The organism is Pseudomonas sp. 13159349 (assembly GCF_013305685.1).
GTDB classification, from domain to species: domain Bacteria; phylum Pseudomonadota; class Gammaproteobacteria; order Pseudomonadales; family Pseudomonadaceae; genus Aquipseudomonas; species Aquipseudomonas asiatica.
Map to the genome: position 1 here is coordinate 2426168 of NZ_CP045553.1, position 18177 is coordinate 2444344.

The following is an 18177-nucleotide window of genomic DNA, read 5'->3' on the forward strand; positions in this document are numbered from 1 at the left end:
TCAGGCATCGAGGACGTCCGCTTGCCGGGTAAGGCTCAGCAGTAGCCCGGCTTCCACCTCCTGCTGTGCCTCGGTCAAGGCTTTCGTAGCCCTGACATAGGCTTGCTCATTGAGAGGAACCCGACGTAGCGTGCCGTTTTCGTCCAGTGCAGGGTCAGGCATTTCCGGGGCCAATGCACGTAATATCGCGTCGTCCAGGTGCGTGACCGGCTCCTGAGTTTCATCCAGGCAATAGAACAGGTAATCGAGGCCCGGGCGCCAGAAGTCGGTAATGGCTTCGAACTGGTTGGCATATTGGCGCTTGAGGTAGTCAGCCCAGACCGGCTGTTTGCTCGTCCACTGCTGTCGGGTGGTGGAATCGGCATCGAGTTCGAGCACAGCAGCGCGGACGTTGTCGACGATTTGCTGGTTTATGTTGGCGAAATGGCGATAAATCATGCCGCTGCTAGGTTCGGGGAAATCGAGCTCTTCGGCCAAGGACTGGCGCAGTGCCAGGCGAACTTCGATATCGTCGACCCGTTCTCTGGCCAGGACCGCATCAGGGATTGCCGCAGGGACATCCAGCACGTCAAGGTCCGGTAACTGACCGGCATCTCCACCTAGCGCCGCCCTGCGCACGATGCGATGCGTGCTGATGCGGTCCGCCAGTTCGTTGACTTTTTCGCGACGATACAGCTTGCGGTAAAGGTCGAGCAGCGGCTTGGCCGTGTCCCGTGCCCGCCCTGAGGCCTGGCTGGCCAGCAACTCCACTTCCAGGGCGCTGAATGCATCTGCGCCGGCATCGCCGCAAGTGGGTGGGAAGGTATGCGCCACCTCGTTCAACCGCTCGCGCAGCGCTGTATCCTCGTGGGCCTGCTTCAACAGTGCCCACACTCGGGCACGCAGGCCATCCGGATCCCTTCGCGCTACCAACGAGTAGGTCAGGGGCTCCAACACCGCTTGCAGGTCGCCATTGTCGTTCTGGTCGAACAGGTCGGACCACAGCTGCTTTTGAGGGTCTGTCGCGACATTGCGCCAGAACCCTTGCCACTCCTGTCTTTCGGGCGTGTGCTCGAAGATACTGACGCCGCTGGCTCCCAGGCGCCTGGCCGACTCGGTCTCCAGATCGTTGTAGTTGAAGAGCCAGCGGCGCTCGGGCAAGCGGGCGGCGACGTCCCGCGCATAGGGGCTGCGCAGGATACCTTCGAGGTCTGGAACATGGTGAATACGGTTGGATGAGAGGTCCAGGTAGCGCAACTGGTACTGTGGCTGATTCATCAACGTGGTCAGGCCAGTAGGAAATGCCTGCAACTGAGCATTGGATAGGTTCAGGCGCTGCAGCCGCGCCATGTAGCGTACATCAGGCGCGTGCTGCAGCGGGTTGAAGTCCAGGTCCAGTTGCTGCGGATGGATCATGTCCTGAAAGCGCGTGGAGAGGTTTTCATCGAGCGTGATGCGATTGTGCCCCAGCCTCAGGACATCCAATGGCCGGCCGCAGAGGAAAGTCAATGTCGCTTCATCCAGTGTCAGCTGGTTGCGGCGCAAATTCAGTTGGCGCAGGTCTGGCATCGCCGCCAGCACACGTTGTGCGGTGGGTGAGAGGGTAGTAAGGGTGTTGTTGGTCAGATCCAGCGTGCGCAGCCTGGGCACCGATTCAAGTGCCTCGAACAGTGCTTGCGCGTCGATTGTACGGTTGTTGGTCACTTCCAGCACTTGCAGGTTGGGGAAGCGTGACAGGAACGCCCTGTCCAGTCGTTGCAGTTGCAGCTCGTCCAGCTTGAGTTCACGGATGTGGGGCAGGCTGGCTGTGATCGCTGGCAACTCGCCTAACTGCATTCGCTCCAGCACGAGTGTGCCCAGGTTGCCGGGACCCTCCCGTCGCCAGGCGGCTTTGAGGCGGTCGGCGCATTGTTGTCGCTCGAAGCGCTGGCTGATGTTGCGTGCGGTCAGGTACCACGTTTCCAGATAGCGTTTCAGATCTTGCCACTCTGCCTGCAGTTGCCGCACTGCCGTGCCCAGGTCACCGGTCTGGCTCAGTTCGGCTCTCAAGGCGCTGATCTCGTTGCTGTTCAGTGAGGGGAAAAGTGACTTGAGCCGGCGTGTCGCGGCGCTTTCGCCGAAAGGGCCTGCTCCTCGGCCACTGAGCGGGTAACCGATTCGCCCATGTGCCAGGCGCATGGGTGAGCGAAAACCAGGCCTGATTGGCTGCTGGCCGAGCAGCACCGCGCAGCCCGAGCGGTCGGCGAGGGCGCTGGCGAACAGCTCGGCTTCACTCGCCTGCGGCTGTTCGGCTACCAATGCATCACGCAGCAGTTGGCTGTCGGCATTGGCCAGGTCTGCTCGGTACAGGCCGGTCAAGGCACGATCGAGGCGGGCACGAGCTTGCAGGTAGCGGGCTTCTTCAGCCACGCGCAAGGGCACGCGCCCGTTCTTCAGGCGTTCGCGTTCGGTGCTGTCGGCATGCGCGACGAGTTCTTCCAGGGCATTGTCAGGCAAACCGGGGAACTGGCGGCCCAAGGTCTGCGCTTCGTCGCCAAGCGGTGCGCGATGGCTTTCCAGCATGCTCGCGAAGACTTCGCGACGACGTGCTGACAGGCGGTTGGCCAATAGCTCGTTAAGGGCGCCCGGGCGCTGCTCTACTGGCGTATCGGGTAGTAGCTGCTCTATGACATCTTCATCCATCCCCGCCAGGACAATCTTGCTCAGTTCGCCATCGTCAAGCTCTTCGCGGCCGATCTCGATCTGCAGCGTGTCGGCTTTTGGCTCCGCACCGAAGTAGACTGCGTCCCCCCACTTTTCGGCACCGGTGAAGACCTTCAGCCTGTAGTTCGCGGGCCAGCCAGGCAGCTGTACCAGTTCCGGCAGCGCGAAGTTCATATGTGCAGCCAAAGGCTGGCCATGACGTACTCGGGTGATGATGCCCTCCACGTCGTCAGCCAGTCGCAGGCGCAACAAGGTATCGGCCAGCAGAGCCGGCGGCTGCGAGCCGGTGACCTGGCTGCGACGCAAGGTGTCTGCGTCGACTTCGGTAATGCGCAATGCGGCAAGTTGCTCCGATGCATCCAGCCCCTGGCCGAACCGGCCCAGCCCCTCGAGCAACTGCGCATCGTCCCATTCGAGCGGGTTGTCGTGGGCCAACTGCCAGCGCTGGTCGCCGAGGTAGCGCAAGGCCGGAGTGTAGGCATCGGGGGCGTCCGGGTGGCGCACATGCCACTGTCCGTCGGTTTCGAACACCTCATACAGTTTGCCTTGAAGCCAAACGTGGGTTTTGCCATTGATGATGTAGAGCCCTTGGGCATTTTTCTGCACACCCACCGGCAACGAGCTCGAAGTGCTGTAAGGGCCCATGTCTGGGTGCCAAAGCCGTTCGCGGCCACCTTTCCAGACGCTTTCCAGCGCATCGACGAACCCTGATGCCTTGACCGCGCTGCTGCCGACGGCAAAACCGGCGATCACGGCGGCATTGATGGCCAGTGACTCAAGTTGTTGCAGCGCTTCCTGGGTATCGCCTTCTTCCCAGGCTTCGAACCCGGTGAACACCGAATCCATGAGATCGTAGGCAAACACCCCAAGCATCGCGGCATCCAGCCCAGGCACGAAAAAGGCGGCCACGTTCAGTACGTTCATGCCTGCGTCCAGCCAGTGCTGCAGCCGTTCCTTGCGTGCCTTGGCGTCGGCATCTGCGGTCGGTACTGCGATCGTTCTGGCATTTACTTTGATGCGACGCTTGTGGTCCCTGTAAAGCACTTGCCAGATGGGAAAGGCCAGGCGGGTTCGCTTGAAGTGCAGCTCAGGCTTGTTCTTGGGTTTGCGCGTGGAGGTGCCATGCTCGAACAGGGCATTTTCGAGCTTGCGGCTCAGTTCGACCTGGTTGTCCTGGTCAGCGAAGCTGATCAAGTGCTGGCGAAACGTGGTTTGCAGCAGGCGTTGACGCATCAGCGAGCCGGCCTTTTGCAAAGAAGCAAACTCCCTCACCGGGTGTTCGGAATCGTGGGGAATGTAGAGCATGCAGGGGTTGGTCTGGTCGGCTTCATCGGGGCCTATCAGCAGTACGCCATGAAGCGGGATGCCGAACAGGCTGAAGCGCCAGCAGCGAAGCTTGTGTTCGCCGTAACGCGGCGTGCTTTCGTTGTCGCATAGCTGTACCAGAGCATCGTGGCCTTTGAGCGTCAACAGGCCCTTGAGGTAGGCGATCATTGCCTCGGTTTTCAGTGCCTGCTGGCTTGCATCGATCCACTGCTGTTCGATCGCGGCCTTTCTGGCGCCTTCATAAATGCCCTGCAGGTGGTCTTGATACTGCTGGCCGAGGTCCAGGCTTCGGCAAAGGTTCACGAACGCTTCGGGCTCGAGCCCGGGAAGTGAGGCGACGTTGTCCGGGCCAAGGGTCAGGGTGTCGAACGGGCCCACTTCGTCGGGGCCTTCGAAATTGTGCAGTGCGGCTTCCAGCAGCGAGCGCTTCTGTGGCGGCCCTTCGGGGCGCTTGATGTACGTATCGTCACCGCCGAGTGAAAAATCGAGGCCTGGGACATTTTCCAGCGTGGTGTACACCTTGAACGGCTGGTGCAGGTACTGGGCTTTGTCCACTTCGACATCCGGGCCCAACCGGCCCTCGAGCAAAGGCTTGCAGAATTCGCTGATCTGCCTGAAGTCATCGAGCAAGGCTTGCAGCGCTTTGAACCCGGCATTGCGGGCGCTGATCAGCTGTCGCAAACGCGCCTGGTCTTCATCGCTGGCTGCAGCGTACCAGGCGTAAGGCGAGCCGTTTTCGTCGAGGTAGTCCTTGCGCACGCTCTGCACGATGCGGCGGGTATGGTCGGGGTGCATCGTTCGGCACCAGGTAGGCAGGTTACGGACAATCTGGGCCTGATGGAAAGGCACGGGTGTGCTGGTCATGCTGAATACTCCGTGATCAATGGAGGCGCCAGTCGACAGGTTTCGCCTCGGCATGCGGTGGTATTTAGTTGAATGCACAGGTCGGTCCTGTGCACGACAGCGTCGGTAGGGGAGCAGCGCGGGCAGGGCTGTTGGGAGATGGTGGAGCAAGGCATGGGGTAGGCATGTCGTGTGGATGACGCCGGCACGTGGGGTATGGGCCGGCGTCATGTGATGCCTGGCCATGGGCCGGCGTTCTATCAGGGAGAACTACGATGCATTCGCTGTGCAGTCCCAAGGATCACCTGCTGGACCTCGACGGTATTGAAATAGCGGTACGCACCTGGGGGGCGGAGGACGGCATCCCGGTGCTGGCTCTGCACGGCTGGCTGGACAACGCCGCCTCGTTCGAACGCCTGGCACCGATGCTCGACGGCTGCTTCGTGGTCGCCCCCGACCTGGTTGGCCACGGCCGCTCGGACCATCGCCGCCACGACAGTGGCTACTACCTGTGGGAACATGCCGAGGACATGCTGGCAGTGACCGACAGCCTGGGCCTGTCGCAATTCCATGTGCTGGCCCATGGCATGGGCACCGGGGTGGCGTCGCTGCTGGCGGCCATGACCAGCGGTATTGCCAGCATGACCTTCCTCGACGGCATGGGCGCACCGTTCACGGTGGCCGAGGATGACCGCGTGCAGCACCTGGCCCGGGCCTACCGGCTCAAGCGCATGGTGCAGCGCAGCCAGTTGCAGGGTTTTTCCGAGCCGGACGTCGACCGTTTCGAGGACCTGGACACGGCGTTGGAACAACGCCGCGAGCGCCTGGACACCGAGCTGTCGGAAGAGGCGGCACGGCTGCTGGCGCTGCGTGACCTGCTGCAACTGGGCGAGGGCTATTGCTGGCGCCACGACCCACGCCTGGTGCTGCCCGAACCCATGCCGCTGACCGAGCGCGAAGCCTGCGACCTGCTCAGCCAGATCCGTTGCCCGTTGTACCTGCTGTTCGGGCGCCAGGGGGCATTCACCGGCGAAGCCTTTACCCGGCGCCAGGCGGCCTTGCCCAGCCAGGCGAAGATCTCCTGGCATCCGGGCGGGCACCACTTCCACCTGGATGCGCCGGACCGGGCGCTGGTCGATCAACTGCTGCGCATCCTCACCCGCCATGAAGGGGGCGTTCTGCAACGGTTGGTAAACGAATAACTGCATATGGTCATGCCATGCGCACGTGGGCTATGGTGGTGAATCTCATCGGGCTTGCGTGATCCCTTGTGGGAGGTTGTCCAGCTCTTTGGGCTGCGCTGTCGCGCAGATAACAGATATCGCTCGCTTGGTGCGTCCTTTGTAGGAGCAGCCTTGTGCTGCGAAGAGGCCGGTAAAGTCAACAGACAAGCATTGTCAGTACCGACCTCTTCGCAGCACAAGGCTGCTCCTACAGGCCCCTGGCAAACCAATGAGCCAAAGCGGGCACGCCCGCTCCCACAGGAATCCAGCGGCCACAAGGAGCCTTGGCATGCGACCATTCGTCATCAAGCACATCGACCACCTCGTCCTGCGGGTCAGCGACCTGGAGCGCAGTGTCGCCTTCTACACCGAGCTGCTCGGCTGCACGGTCAGCCGCGTGCGCGACGACCTGGGCATGGTCCACCTGGCCACGGGCACGGCGATGATCGACCTGGTGACCCTGGATGGTCCCCTGGGCCAGCCAGGTGGTGCGGCGCCGGGGGCCGAGGGGCGCAACCTGCACCATTTCTGCCTGCGCATCGAGCCGTTCGACGAGGCGGCACTTACGGCATACCTGCAAGCTGCAGGGGTTAAAGTCGAACCTGCCGAAAAACGCTATGGCGCCGAAGGCGAGGGGCTGTCGCTTTACTGCTACGACCCCGATGGCAACCAGGTCGAGCTGAAAGGGCCGGTACCGGCAACGCAGGCTCCATGAGCAACCTGCACACTCGCGCGCGGTAGAGATCGCGCAAGGTTCAGGTGGATATCCCGGCAAAGCCTATTATGCTTCATTTACCTTGCTGCGATCCGAGGCGGCCCGCCTCGTCGTGCTTCGCATATCCAAAGCAAGCCCCCCAGGGCCTGGGTGCGACGGTGAAAAAAATATGAGGTGCTCCCGGCCTGCATGACGACAAGACGGAGGCACCCCATGGCGGTTCTCGACAGCACATCCACGGGCAGCGCGCCCCAACGCGGTATCACCCGGGAGGAGCGCAAGGTCATCTTCGCCTCGTCCCTGGGCACGGTATTCGAATGGTACGACTTCTACCTTTACGGCTCTCTGGCGGCGATCATCGCCAAGCACTTCTTTGCCGGGGTCAATGAAACCACCTCGTTCATCTTCGCCTTGCTGGCCTTTGCCGCCGGCTTTGCCGTGCGGCCATTCGGCGCCATCGTGTTCGGTCGCCTGGGCGACATGATCGGGCGCAAGTACACCTTCCTCATCACCATCGTCATCATGGGCTTGTCCACCGCTGTGGTGGGCCTGTTGCCCAGCTATGCCACGATCGGCGTGGCAGCGCCAATCATCCTCATCAGCCTGCGCCTGCTGCAGGGCCTGGCACTGGGTGGCGAGTACGGCGGTGCGGCCACCTACGTGGCCGAACATGCACCCAAGGGCCGGCGCGGCTTTTTCACCGCCTGGATCCAGACCACGGCCACCCTGGGGCTGTTCCTCTCGCTGCTGGTGATCATGGCCTGCCGCACGGCCATGGGTAACGAGGTGTTCGAGGCCTGGGGCTGGCGAGTGCCATTCCTGCTGTCGATACTGCTGCTGGCGATTTCGGTGTACATCCGCATGCAACTCAACGAGTCGCCGGTGTTCATGAAGATGAAGGCCGAGGGCAAGGCGTCCAAGGCGCCACTGACCGAATCGTTCGCTCGCTGGGACAACCTCAAGGTGGTGGTCATGGCGCTGCTCGGTGGCACCGCCGGCCAGGCCGTGGTGTGGTACACCGGGCAGTTCTATGCGCTGTTCTTCCTGTTGCAGATGCTCAAGATCGAGCCGCAGACCGCCAACCTGCTGATTGCCGGTTCGCTATTGATCGGCACACCGTTCTTCATCTTCTTCGGCAGCCTGTCTGACCGCATCGGCCGCAAGAAAATAATCATGGCCGGTTGCATCATCGCCGCGCTGACCTACTTCCCGATCTTCAAGGCACTGACCCAGTACGGCAACCCGGACGTGTTCGTCGCCCAGGAGCAGAACCCGGTGGTGGTGATGGCAGACCCTGCCCAGTGCGCGTTCCAGTTCGACCCGGTGGGCAAGGCCAAATTCACCAGTTCGTGCGATATCGCCAAGAGCCTGCTGGCCAAGCGGGCCATCCCCTATACCAACGAAGCGGCAGAACCTGGCAGCGTGGCGCAGATCCGCATTGGTGAACGGGTGCTGCCAAGCTTTGATGGACGCAGCCTGGCGGCAGCGGACTTCAAGGCACAGAGCGATGCCTTTACCGCGACCTTGACCGGGGCGTTGAAGGAAGCCGGCTACCCGGAAAAGGCCGACCCGGCGAAGATCCACTACCCGATGGTGCTGTTGCTGCTGACCATTCTGGTGATCTACGTGACCATGGTCTACGGGCCGATCGCGGCCTGGCTGGTGGAGCTGTTCCCGGCACGCATCCGTTACACCTCGATGTCGCTGCCTTACCACATCGGCAACGGCTGGTTCGGCGGCTTCCTGCCGACCGTGGCGTTTGCCATGGTGGCGGCGACCGGGGATATCTATTACGGCTTGTGGTACCCGATCGTGATTGCAGTGATGACGGCGGTGCTGGGGATCTTCTTCCTGCCGGAGACCAAGGACCGCGATATCAACCACACTTGAAGGTGAGGCTGCCTGTACCGGCCTTTTCGCGGGCTTGCCCGCTCCCACAGGGATACCACTGCGCCCTGTGGGAGCGGGCAAGCCCGCGAAGAGGCCGGTACAGTCAACCCATCAGTCGAAATAGCCACGCAACCCAAAGGCATACCCGGTATCCACCCCAGCAGCCTCGCCGCGGCTCCAGCGCTTCTTCAACACGAACTCGAACGCTGGCTCGTACAGCCCGTCCCGCACCAGTGCACCCGCCAGCACCTCCACGTCATACCAGCCATTGTCCAGCTCGATGATCGGCCGCCCCGGCACCTGGTAACGCGCCATCAGGTCACCCAGTGTCTTGGGCGTGAAGTGCTGCAGGATGCGCCAGGTGTACAGCATCAGCGCACCGTGCTCGACCTGCAGCACATAGCCATTGCGGCGGTGCTTCAGGCGGCTGCCGGGTTCGCGCAGGGCCGGGGTATGGTTGTCCAGGGTGAACAGGATGCGGTAGGGCAGGTTATCGACCCCGGCCAGTGGCAGCACGACCCCTTCGCGCACGGCCTGGTCGCCGCTGTCGCCGTGGGTGAAGGCATGGGCAAGGTCGTCGGGCAATTCATGTTGTTGCTTGAAGCGCTCGAGCAACTGGATATCGCCGAGCAGAAAGTAGTCGACCAGGTCGTTGAGCACTTCGCTGAATTCGTGGCGCATCTGTTTTCCTTGTTGGTGCGCGTGAGGGCAATGGCAAATGTAGCACTTCAGATTGGCTTCAGATTGCCCCCTGATACTGCCCCCAACACCTGACTTGAAAGGGGGACCGCCATGACTCAGGCAGACAGCGCCAGCCTGTTTCCACTGGCTATCGGCAGCCACGGCGAGCGCCTTGCCCGCATGACGCTGAAACGCTCGGGGGAGCCCGGGCGCGACGAGCTGGAACAGTTCATTCACGCCCGCTTTGCCTGCGCGCACCACGCCGACGTGCAGCACTACCTGCCCGAACTGCTCGGCCTGCATGACAGCCACGGGCGCCTGATGGCCGCCGCCGGCATACGCCTGGCCAGCAGTGGGCCGACCTTCCTCGAGCGTTATCTGGATGAGCCGCTGGAAGCGGCCGTGACCCGGCTGTCTGGCAGCTCGGTGAGCCGTGCACAGCTGGTCGAAGTGGGCAACCTGGCCGCGCTCAGCGCCGGCAGCGCGCGGATCATGATCATTGCCGTGACCTGGTTGCTGGCTGCCCGCGGTTTGCAGTGGGTGGCCTTCACCGGTGCCGCGACCCTGGTCAACAGCTTTCATCGCCTGGGCCTGGTGCCGACGGCGCTGGCCGTGGCCGACCCTGGCCGGCTGAACGGCGATGCCGACAGTTGGGGCAGTTACTACGCGCAGCACCCGCAAGTGTTCGTCGGCAACATCGGCTACGGCCATGCAGCCCTGGCCCGCGGCGGCGTTTTCGAGCGGCTGGGCTTGCCCGCGAGCGTGCAGGAGGCCGGCCATGCCGCGTGAATGCCAGCTGTTCAGGGAAGTGTTGCAACTGCATGCCCGCCACCGAGGGGCGCAACCGGCGTTGCTGGGCCTTGGCGGGCCGTTCACCTATCAACAATTGCTGGACGAGGTCGAGCAACGCCAGGCCTGGCTGAGCGCGCAGCCACCGGGCACTTTCGCTCTGGCCCTGGAGAACGGTCCCGAGGCGCTGTTCTGGGACCTGGCGGCGCTGTTCGCGGCGCGCCCCATCGTTATTCTGCCGGCGTTCTTCAGCAGCGCCCAGCGCCGCCACTGCCTGGCACAGAGCGGGGCGGTGCTGGCGCTGGCCGACGAGGCCTTCGCTGACGACTTGCACGCCAGCGGCTTCTCTGCCGGTGAGCGCTTCTGGAGCCGGCAGCCGCCAGCGGCCGCACCCTTGCCACCGGGTACCGCGAAGATTACCTACACCTCCGGCAGTACCGGTGCACCCAAGGGCGTATGCCTGAGCGCCGAGGCCATGCTGCGGGTAGCGCGTGAGCTGGAGGCTGCCAGCCGGCCCACGGCGCCCGGCAAGTACCTGGCGGTATTGCCTCTGGCGGTGCTGCTGGAAAACCTGGGCCTGTACGCGGCCCTGCTGGCCGGGGCGAGCATTGCCCTGTATCCGCAGGCGCAACTGGGTTTTCGCGGTGCCAGTCAGGTCGACTTCAAGCAATTGCTGGGCGCCATCGCCTTGAGTGGTGCCGAAAGCCTGATCCTGGTGCCGCAACTGCTGCTTGGGCTGGTCACTGCCATCGAGCGCGGCCTGATGCGGGTCGGCCCGTTGCGCTTCGTGGCGGTGGGCGGCGCGCGGGTGGCGCCGAGCCTGCTGGCCCGGGCCCAGGCCATCGGGCTACCGGTGTTCGAGGGCTATGGCTTGTCCGAATGCGCTTCGGTGGTATGCCTCAACCGCCCCGGGGCGCATCGTGCGGGCAGTGTTGGGCGGCCGCTGCCGCATGTGCAGGTGCGCATTGCCGAAGATGGCGAAGTGCAGGTGGCCGGTTCGGCGTTGCTCGGCTACCTGGGCGAACCACCCTTCAGCGAGCCGTGGTTGTCGACCGGTGACCTGGGCCACTTCGACAGCGACGGCTTCCTGTACCTGGCCGGGCGCAAGAAGCACCAGTACAGCACCAGCTTCGGGCGCAACGTCAACCCCGAATGGGTCGAGGCCGAACTGACCCAGGGCGGGGTGATCGCCCAGGCGTTCGTCCACGGCGAAGGCCTGGCATACAACCTGGCGTTGATCTGGCCGTTGGACCCGCAGGCTGACGACCACACCCTGGAACAGGCCATCCGCCAGGCCAATGCCGGCCTGCCGGACTATGCCCGGGTGCATGCCTGGCGGCGTCTGCCCGAACCTTTGAGTGCCGCCGGGCAAACCCTGACCGCCAACGGCCGGCCACGCCGCGAACAGATCCTGCGGTGTTACCAGTCCCTGTTATCCGACCTTCAATGATCTACGAGGTTTGCCATGCTTTTCTTCGACATGCTGCAGCAGGAAACCGCCGACGAGCGTACGGCATTGTTCAGTGTCCCGGTCATCCGCGACGCGCTGGCCGGCAAGGCCAGCCTCGAGGCCTATGTGGCCTTTCTCACCCAGGCCTACCACCACGTGCGGCACACCGTGCCATTGATGATGGCCTGCGGGGCCCGTTTGCCGGCGCGGCTGGAGTGGCTGCGCGGCGCAGTGTGCGAGTACATCGACGAGGAGTACGGCCATGAGCGCTGGATTCTCGATGACATCGCCGCCTGCGGTGGCGACCCGCACCAGGTGGCCGGCGGCCGGCCGGCATTGCCCATCGAGCTGATGGTGGCATTTCTCTACGACCAGATTGCCCGTGGCAACCCGGTCGGGCTGTTCGGTATGGTCAACGTGCTCGAAGGCACCAGCATTGCCCTCGCCACCCAGGCAGCCGGTACCCTGCAGAGCAGCCTCGGCCTGCCGGACAAGGCGTTCAGCTACCTGAGTTCCCACGGCGCCCTGGACCAGGACCACATGGCCACCTACCGTGGCCTGATGAACCGTCTGGACCAGCCCGAAGACCAGCAGGCGGTAATCCACGCTGCCAAAGTGGTGTATCGCCTGTATACCGCCATGTTCGAAGGGCTGCCGCGTACCGCGCAGCAGGAGGTAAAGCATGCGCTTGCCTGATTGCGTGGCGGTGCTCACCGGTGCCAGCGGTGGCATCGGCCTGGAGTTGGCGGCCCAGCTATGCAGTGCCGGTGCTCGCGTACTGGCGGTCAGCCGGCAGCAGGGCAAGCTGACCGAACTGATGGCGCGCTACCCCGGGCAATTGCGCTGGCAGCAGGCCGACCTGCGCTGCGCCGAAGGCCGCCGTGACGTGCTGGAGGCAGCGCGGGCGATGGGTAGTTGCAACCTGTTGATCAACGCCGCCGGGGTCAACCGCTTCGCCTTGCTCGAACAGATGGACGAGGCCGCCCTCGACGAGTTGTTCGACCTCAACATCAAGGCCGCCGTGCAGCTCACCCGCCTGTGCCTGCCGCTACTGCGCGCCCAGCCCAGTGCGCTGGTGGTGAACGTGGGGTCGATCTATGGCTCCATCGGCTACCCAGGCTATGCCACCTACTGCGCCAGCAAGTTTGCCTTGCGCGGGTTCTCCGAGGCATTGCGCCGCGAGCTTGCCGACACCTCGGTGAACGTGTTGTATGCCGCACCGCGCACTACCCGCACGACGATGAACAGTAGCGCCGCGCAGGCGCTGAACCAGGCGTTGAAGGTAGGCGTCGATGACCCGCAGGATGTCGCCCGGGCAGTGCTCGACGCGGTACAGGCCGAGCGCAGCGAACTGTACCTGGGTTGGCCGGAGAAACTCTTCGTGCGCCTTAACGGCATGCTGCCAGGCGTGGTCGACCGCGCCCTGCGCAAGCAATTGCCGCTGATCCGTCGCTACAGCAACTGGCACAGCAAGGAGTCGAGCAAATGAAACGTCTGATACTGGCCAGCCTGCTGGCCATCGCCCCGTTCACCTGGGCCCTCGACCAGACCGGTACCCAGCAACTCAACGCCATCCAGCAGCGCTGGGCGGTGGTTCGCTATAACCTGCCCGAAGCCCAGCGTGCCGGGGCATTCGAGGCCCTGGCGGCACAGTCGGCGGCGTTGGTGCGCCAGCATCCGGGCTCGGCCGAGCCGCTGATCTGGGACGGCATCGTCAACAGCAGCTGGGCCGGCGCCACCGGTGGGCTGGGCGCGTTGGGCAAGGTCAAGGCCGCCCGCGCCAGCCTGGAAAAGGCCCTGGCCATGGACCCCAAGGCGCTGCAAGGCTCGGCCTACACCAGCCTGGGCGCGCTGTACGACCAGGTGCCCGGCTGGCCATTGAGCTTCGGCGACCAGGCCAAGGCCGAGGCCATGCTGCGCCAGGCGCTGGCGATCAACCCCGACGGTATCGACAGCAACTATTTCTGGGCCGACCACCTGTACCGGCAGAACCGCTATGACGAAGCCCGCGCCGCCCTGCAAAAGGCGTTGCAGGCACCGCCCCGGCCCGGGAGAGAGTTGGCCGACCAGGGCCGGCGTGGTGAAATCGATGCTTTACTCAAAGCGATCAAGGACAAACAGGATTAAGCATGCGCCTGCTGCTGGTAGAAGATGACGTCGCGTTGGGGGAGGGGATTTGTGACGGCATGCGCCGCGAGGGCTATACCCTCGACTGGTTGCAGGATGGCGCCAGTGCCTTGCATGCCCTGTGTCACGAAGAGTTCGACCTGGCCATCCTCGACCTGGGCTTGCCGCGCCTGGATGGCATCGAGTTGCTGCGGCGCCTGCGTGCGGCCGGGAAGAGCCTGCCAGTGCTGGTGCTGACCGCCCGCGACGCCACCGATGACCGCATTGCCGGGCTGGATGCCGGCGCCGACGACTACCTGGTCAAACCCTTCGACCTCAACGAACTCAAGGCCCGCTTGCGGGCCTTGCTGCGGCGCAGTAGTGGCCGCGCCCGCGTGCTGATAGAGCATGCCGGGGTATGCCTGGATCCGGTCAGCCAGCAGGTGCACTACCTGGGCCAGCCGGTGGTACTCACGCCCAAGGAATACCTGCTGCTGCACGAGCTGCTGGCCCAGCCGGGCAAGGTGTTCACCCGCGAACGCTTGACCCAGTTGCTGTATGGCTGGGATGAAGAGCCGGAGAGCAACACCCTGGAAGTGAACATCTACCACCTGCGCAAGAAGCTGTTCAACGGCCTGATCCGCACCGTGCGCGGGATCGGCTACCTGGTGGAACGCAAGTCATGAGCTCGTTGCGCCAACGCACCTTGTGGCGGGTGATGCTGCTGTTGCTGGTCGGCAGCGGGTTGCTGGCGCTGTACAACTATCACGACAGCCGCCACGAAATTAACGAAGTGTACGACGCCCACCTGGCACAGGACGCCCGGCTGCTGCAGGGGATCATGAGCCTGCCGGTGCAAGAGCAGAGCCGTGACGAGTTGTACCGCGCATTCGACGAGGCCTTGAGCAAGGCCGGGCACCACAAGGTGGGGCACCGCTACGAGAGCAAGCTGGCCTTCCAGGTATGGGCCGACGACGGCGGGCTGCTGGTACACACGCCCAGCGCCCCGCAGCTGGGGCAGGCGCCGCGGGTGCCGGGTTTCGCCGACGTGGTGGTGGATGGGCGGCGTTGGCGCAGCTTTGTCTTGCCGGTGCCGGAAAAACACTGGGTGATCTGGGTGGGCGAGCGCAACGACGTGCGTGACGACCTGATCGAACGCATCGTGCAGCACACGCTGTTGCCATTCCTGTTCGGCAGCCTGGCCCTGGCCTTGCTGGTGTGGGCGGCCATAGGCTGGGGGCTGCGGCCGCTGCAGAACATGGCCAGGGTGATCCGCGCCCGACACGCCGAGTCGCTCGAGCCGTTGCAGCTGGTGCCGTTGCCTAAGGAGCTGGAGCCGATGCAGGCGGCGATCAACCGCCTGCTCGGGCAGATCGACGACCTGCTGCGCCGCGAACACCGTTTCATCGCCGATGCTGCCCACGAGATGCGCACGCCCTTGGCCATCCTGCGCCTGCACGCGCAGAACGCCCTGAATGCAGACAGCGCTGCCGAGCGGGACAAGGCCCTGCAGTTCCTGATGGGCGGTGTCGACCGCCTTGCCCGGGTGGTCAACCAGCTGTTGACCCTGGCCCGCCTGGAGCCGCGACCAGGCCGGCGTGACTGGCCGCGGGTGGACCTGGAGGGCGTGGTGGCCGAGACCCTGGCAGAGCTTACCCCCTGGATACTGGAGCGCGGGCTGGAGCCTTCGCTGGACATCGCGGCCGGCGACTACCACTTGCACACCGACGCTGGCGCGTTGGGTATTGCGCTGCAGAACCTGGTGGCCAATGCCGTGGACCATTCGCCGGCAGGCGGTCGGGTCACCGTGACACTGCAGTGCGAAGGGCAGGCCTTGCTGGTCAGTGTCGACGACGAAGGGCCGGGCATCGCCGAAGTCGACCAGCAGCGGGTATTCGAGCGCTTCTACAGCAAGGGCTCGACCAATGGCGCCGGGCTGGGGTTGTCGATCGTCAGCACCATCATGACCCGCCTGGGTGGCAGCGTGCAGTTGCGCAACCAGACGCCACACGGACTGCGCGCGACCTTGCGCCTGCCCGTGGAGCCCTGAACGCTTGCTAGTGTTTCTGGGCGATCTGGATCAGGTTGCCGCAAGTGTCATCGAACACCGCTACGGTGACCGGCCCCATGGCAGTAGGCGGTTGGGTGAACTGCACGCCCGCTGCGCACAGCCGGGTATATTCGGCCTGGATGTCCCGCACGCCGAACGAGGTGGCGGGGATGCCGTCCTGCTTGAGCGCGGCCTTGTAGACCTTGGCGGCCGGGTGCGCGTCGGGCTCGAGCAGCAGCTCGACGCCGTTGGGGTCGTTGGGGGAGGTGAGGGTCAGCCAGCGGTGTCGGCCCATGGGGATGTCGTGCTTGGGCTCGAAACCGAGTACGTAGTGGTAGAAAGCCAGGGCCTTGGCCTGGTCGTCGACGAGGATGCTGGTGACTATGATCTTCATGAACGCACACCGTATGCCTGGAGTCGTTGAGTACCAGTAAAGACAATCAGCGGCATTTGGCCAGGGCACCGGGTTCACCGCGAACCCTGCAACGCGATCCGACAGCATTTCTCTTCTCTTCACGGTCAAAGTTCCAGATGGGTTGGTGGCAATGGGGGTTGTAGCGTTGATCGGGCGATACCACCCAAACAAAGGAGTGAACCCCATGCAAGAAGAACCCGTTAACGAGCCAGACGACACGCTCGACCACGAACAGCTGGAAAATGCAGAACCGCAGGTAACGTTGTCCCGGCGCAAGCGCGGTATAGGGCCAGTAGTCGGCATGCCCTGCAGGCCAGGGTACAAGCTGATTGGTGATGACTGTGTAATCGCCAATATCGATTTCGAGTGAAGCAAAGGGGGGGCGCATCGCGCCCCTCGTAAAAACCTGCTCAAGCCATAGGTAAATCCTTCATCACCCGGCCCCCACCCAGCCGCTGCCGAGGGTAAAGTGACAGGCATGATCCCAGCGCGCCCAGACCGGCGTCAGAGAGGTGCCCGTGGCGGCCTACACATTGCGACAACTCAAGTACTTCGTTACCACTGTCGAGGCCGGCAGCGTGGCCGAAGCTTCACGCCAGCTGTACATTGCCCAGCCGTCCATCTCCACGGCCATCAAGAGCCTGGAAGAAAGCTTCGGCGTGCAGCTGTTCATCCGCCACCACGCCCAGGGTGTGTCTCTGACGCCCAGCGGCAAGCGCTTCTATGCCAAGACCAAGTCGCTGCTGCAGATGGCCCACGAATTCGAGCAGAACGCCCTGGCCGACAACGACACCGTGGCCGGGCAAATCGACATCGGCTGCTTCGAAACCGTGGCACCGCTGTACCTGCCGCGCCTGATCGCCGGCTTTCGCCAGCGTTACCCGGGGGTGGATATCCGCCTGCGCGACGGCGAGCAGCAGGACCTGATCCAGGGCCTGACTGCCGGTACCTTCGACCTGGCGTTCCTCTACGACCATGACCTGGACGGCACCATCGAGGCCGAGCCGCTCATGCCGCCGCAGAAGCCCTATGTGCTGCTCCCCGAGAACCACCGCTTTGCCGGGCAGGCCCAGGTGTCGCTGCGCGATCTGTGCCCGGAGCCGATGATCCTGCTGGACGTTGCCCCCAGCCGTACCTACTTCGTCAGCCTGTTCAACGAAATGGGCCTGACGCCCAATATCGTCTTCAGTTCGCCGTCGATCGAGATGGTACGCGGCATGGTCGGGCAGGGCTTTGGCTTTTCGTTGCTGGTGACGCGGCCGCATTCGGAGTACACCTACGACGGGCAACGCCTGGCCATGCTTGATATCGCCGAGCCAGTGGCGCTGTCAGGGCTGGCAGCGGCGTGGTTGAAGCGGGTGCAACTGACCAAGCCGGCGCAGTTGTTCGTCGAGTTTTGCCGGGAAGAACTGGCCAAGTTCTGAAACGGGCACGCCATGCAGGAGCATGGCGTGCCCGTTGGTCAGGGGTTGACCTGATAGCCGCGCCCTTGCAGGCAGCCGGCATAGGCACTGGCATGAGCCTGGGCTTTCGCTTCGTCCTGGCCGCGCCGGTCCTGACGGCGGTCCTGACGCTGGCGCATGCCACCGACCGCAGCACCGGCGGCGGCCACTTCGCCGGCGCGGTTCTGTCGGTATTGCTCCTTGGCATCGTCACCGACCCGGTCATACAGCTCGTCGTGCTGGTTGCCGCGCACCTGCGCGCCTGCCGCACCGGCAACCGCGCCGGCGGCGGCACCGCGTACCCGGCCACCGACATGGGGGTCGCTGGAGGTCGCGGCACTGTTCGCGGCATTGGTCGCGACAGTATTGCAATCATTGATATCCAGTTGCATCTGCTGGCTGCTCTGGCCCTTGAGCGGCACCACCGACTGCGCCTGGGCTGCCGATGCCGCGCACAGCAGCACCAGCAGGCAACTCCACGTGAACGTACGCATGGCAAACCTCCAGCGGGTGGGGATCCCGTTTCACAGGATAGTTCTCTTTGCTGCCGATGATGGCAGTTTTG

The 18177-nt window shown here is 63.9% G+C and carries 16 protein-coding genes; 12 read left to right on the forward strand and 4 right to left on the reverse strand.

Going from position 1 to position 18177, the window contains the following annotated elements; all coding sequences use genetic code 11:
• A complete protein-coding gene (locus GEV38_RS11405; RefSeq protein WP_311165296.1) occupies positions 1-4872 on the reverse strand; it encodes an NEL-type E3 ubiquitin ligase domain-containing protein in 4872 nt (1623 codons plus the stop codon).
• A 254-nt stretch (positions 4873-5126) separates the two neighbouring features.
• Between GEV38_RS11405 and GEV38_RS11410 the strand changes: the two genes are divergently transcribed.
• The 3 genes from GEV38_RS11410 to GEV38_RS11420 all read left to right on the forward strand — a co-directional run bounded on the left by GEV38_RS11410 (position 5127) and on the right by GEV38_RS11420 (position 8679).
• Positions 5127-6053: an alpha/beta fold hydrolase gene (locus tag GEV38_RS11410; protein WP_015269963.1), complete on the forward strand. Its 927-nt coding sequence runs from the start codon at positions 5127-5129 to the stop codon at positions 6051-6053.
• Positions 6054-6363: 310 nt separating this feature from the next.
• Complete coding sequence (locus tag GEV38_RS11415) at positions 6364-6789, forward strand: VOC family protein (protein WP_054572810.1); 426 nt, start codon at positions 6364-6366, stop codon at positions 6787-6789.
• A 213-nt stretch (positions 6790-7002) separates the two neighbouring features.
• Positions 7003-8679 (forward strand): MFS transporter, encoded by a 1677-nt coding sequence (locus GEV38_RS11420; protein WP_013972077.1) that lies wholly within the window; start codon positions 7003-7005, stop codon positions 8677-8679.
• 111 nt (positions 8680-8790) lie between these two features.
• On the opposite strand, the gene GEV38_RS11425 is transcribed toward GEV38_RS11420, so the two are convergent.
• A complete protein-coding gene (locus GEV38_RS11425; RefSeq protein ID WP_013972078.1) occupies positions 8791-9360 on the reverse strand; it encodes a hypothetical protein in 570 nt (189 codons plus the stop codon).
• 111 nt (positions 9361-9471) lie between these two features.
• Between GEV38_RS11425 and GEV38_RS11430 the strand changes: the two genes are divergently transcribed.
• From GEV38_RS11430 to GEV38_RS11460, 7 genes are read left to right on the forward strand one after another with little or no spacing between them, the layout of a single operon-like run.
• Positions 9472-10149, forward strand: coding sequence for a thermostable hemolysin (locus GEV38_RS11430; protein WP_015269965.1), 678 nt, complete (start codon positions 9472-9474; stop codon positions 10147-10149).
• Positions 10139-11599 carry an AMP-binding protein gene (locus GEV38_RS11435; RefSeq protein ID WP_054571874.1) on the forward strand — a complete coding sequence of 487 codons (1461 nt, stop codon included), beginning with the start codon at positions 10139-10141 and terminating at the stop codon, positions 11597-11599. Before GEV38_RS11430 ends, GEV38_RS11435 begins: the two co-directional genes overlap by 11 nt.
• Before the next feature lie 15 nt (positions 11600-11614).
• On the forward strand, positions 11615-12295 hold the full coding sequence (locus GEV38_RS11440) for a TenA family transcriptional regulator (protein WP_023663323.1): 681 nt from the start codon (positions 11615-11617) through the stop codon (positions 12293-12295).
• Complete coding sequence (locus tag GEV38_RS11445; RefSeq protein WP_013972081.1) at positions 12282-13088, forward strand: SDR family oxidoreductase; 807 nt, start codon at positions 12282-12284, stop codon at positions 13086-13088. Before GEV38_RS11440 ends, GEV38_RS11445 begins: the two co-directional genes overlap by 14 nt.
• Positions 13085-13726 (forward strand): tetratricopeptide repeat protein, encoded by a 642-nt coding sequence (locus GEV38_RS11450; RefSeq protein WP_015269968.1) that lies wholly within the window; start codon positions 13085-13087, stop codon positions 13724-13726. Before GEV38_RS11445 ends, GEV38_RS11450 begins: the two co-directional genes overlap by 4 nt.
• 2 nt (positions 13727-13728) lie before the next feature.
• A complete protein-coding gene (locus GEV38_RS11455) occupies positions 13729-14391 on the forward strand; it encodes a response regulator (RefSeq protein WP_015269969.1) in 663 nt (220 codons plus the stop codon).
• A complete protein-coding gene (locus tag GEV38_RS11460) occupies positions 14388-15755 on the forward strand; it encodes a sensor histidine kinase (RefSeq protein WP_015269970.1) in 1368 nt (455 codons plus the stop codon). Before GEV38_RS11455 ends, GEV38_RS11460 begins: the two co-directional genes overlap by 4 nt.
• Positions 15756-15762: 7 nt before the next feature.
• On the opposite strand, the gene GEV38_RS11465 is transcribed toward GEV38_RS11460, so the two are convergent.
• Positions 15763-16149 carry a VOC family protein gene (locus GEV38_RS11465; RefSeq protein WP_013972085.1) on the reverse strand — a complete coding sequence of 129 codons (387 nt, stop codon included), beginning with the start codon at positions 16147-16149 and terminating at the stop codon, positions 15763-15765.
• Between the two features lie 205 nt (positions 16150-16354).
• Between GEV38_RS11465 and GEV38_RS11470 the strand changes: the two genes are divergently transcribed.
• The gene (locus tag GEV38_RS11470; RefSeq protein ID WP_054571873.1) at positions 16355-16540 is read left to right on the forward strand and encodes a hypothetical protein; all 186 of its coding nucleotides are present in this window, start codon (positions 16355-16357) and stop codon (positions 16538-16540) included.
• Between the two features lie 148 nt (positions 16541-16688).
• Complete coding sequence (locus GEV38_RS11475) at positions 16689-17594, forward strand: LysR family transcriptional regulator (protein ID WP_013972086.1); 906 nt, start codon at positions 16689-16691, stop codon at positions 17592-17594.
• A gap of 38 nt (positions 17595-17632) precedes the next feature.
• Here the strand turns inward: GEV38_RS11475 and GEV38_RS11480 are convergent, their stop codons facing one another.
• On the reverse strand, positions 17633-18106 hold the full coding sequence (locus GEV38_RS11480; RefSeq protein WP_003259312.1) for a YMGG-like glycine zipper-containing protein: 474 nt from the start codon (positions 18104-18106) through the stop codon (positions 17633-17635).
• Positions 18107-18177 lie beyond the last annotated feature (71 nt).

Coding starts and splice junctions, on each gene's coding strand:
- GEV38_RS11405 (WP_311165296.1), bottom strand. CDS start 4,872: ATGACCAGCACACCCGTGCCTTTCCATCAGGCCCAGATTGTCCGTAAC.
- GEV38_RS11420 (WP_013972077.1), top strand. CDS start 7,003: ATGGCGGTTCTCGACAGCACATCCACGGGCAGCGCGCCCCAACGCGGT.
- GEV38_RS11430 (WP_015269965.1), top strand. CDS start 9,472: ATGACTCAGGCAGACAGCGCCAGCCTGTTTCCACTGGCTATCGGCAGC.
- GEV38_RS11455 (WP_015269969.1), top strand. CDS start 13,729: ATGCGCCTGCTGCTGGTAGAAGATGACGTCGCGTTGGGGGAGGGGATT.
- GEV38_RS11440 (WP_023663323.1), top strand. CDS start 11,615: ATGCTTTTCTTCGACATGCTGCAGCAGGAAACCGCCGACGAGCGTACG.
- GEV38_RS11410 (WP_015269963.1), top strand. CDS start 5,127: ATGCATTCGCTGTGCAGTCCCAAGGATCACCTGCTGGACCTCGACGGT.
- GEV38_RS11460 (WP_015269970.1), top strand. CDS start 14,388: ATGAGCTCGTTGCGCCAACGCACCTTGTGGCGGGTGATGCTGCTGTTG.
- GEV38_RS11480 (WP_003259312.1), bottom strand. CDS start 18,106: ATGCGTACGTTCACGTGGAGTTGCCTGCTGGTGCTGCTGTGCGCGGCA.
- GEV38_RS11425 (WP_013972078.1), bottom strand. CDS start 9,360: ATGCGCCACGAATTCAGCGAAGTGCTCAACGACCTGGTCGACTACTTT.
- GEV38_RS11465 (WP_013972085.1), bottom strand. CDS start 16,149: ATGAAGATCATAGTCACCAGCATCCTCGTCGACGACCAGGCCAAGGCC.
- GEV38_RS11470 (WP_054571873.1), top strand. CDS start 16,355: ATGCAAGAAGAACCCGTTAACGAGCCAGACGACACGCTCGACCACGAA.
- GEV38_RS11450 (WP_015269968.1), top strand. CDS start 13,085: ATGAAACGTCTGATACTGGCCAGCCTGCTGGCCATCGCCCCGTTCACC.
- GEV38_RS11435 (WP_054571874.1), top strand. CDS start 10,139: ATGCCGCGTGAATGCCAGCTGTTCAGGGAAGTGTTGCAACTGCATGCC.
- GEV38_RS11415 (WP_054572810.1), top strand. CDS start 6,364: ATGCGACCATTCGTCATCAAGCACATCGACCACCTCGTCCTGCGGGTC.
- GEV38_RS11445 (WP_013972081.1), top strand. CDS start 12,282: ATGCGCTTGCCTGATTGCGTGGCGGTGCTCACCGGTGCCAGCGGTGGC.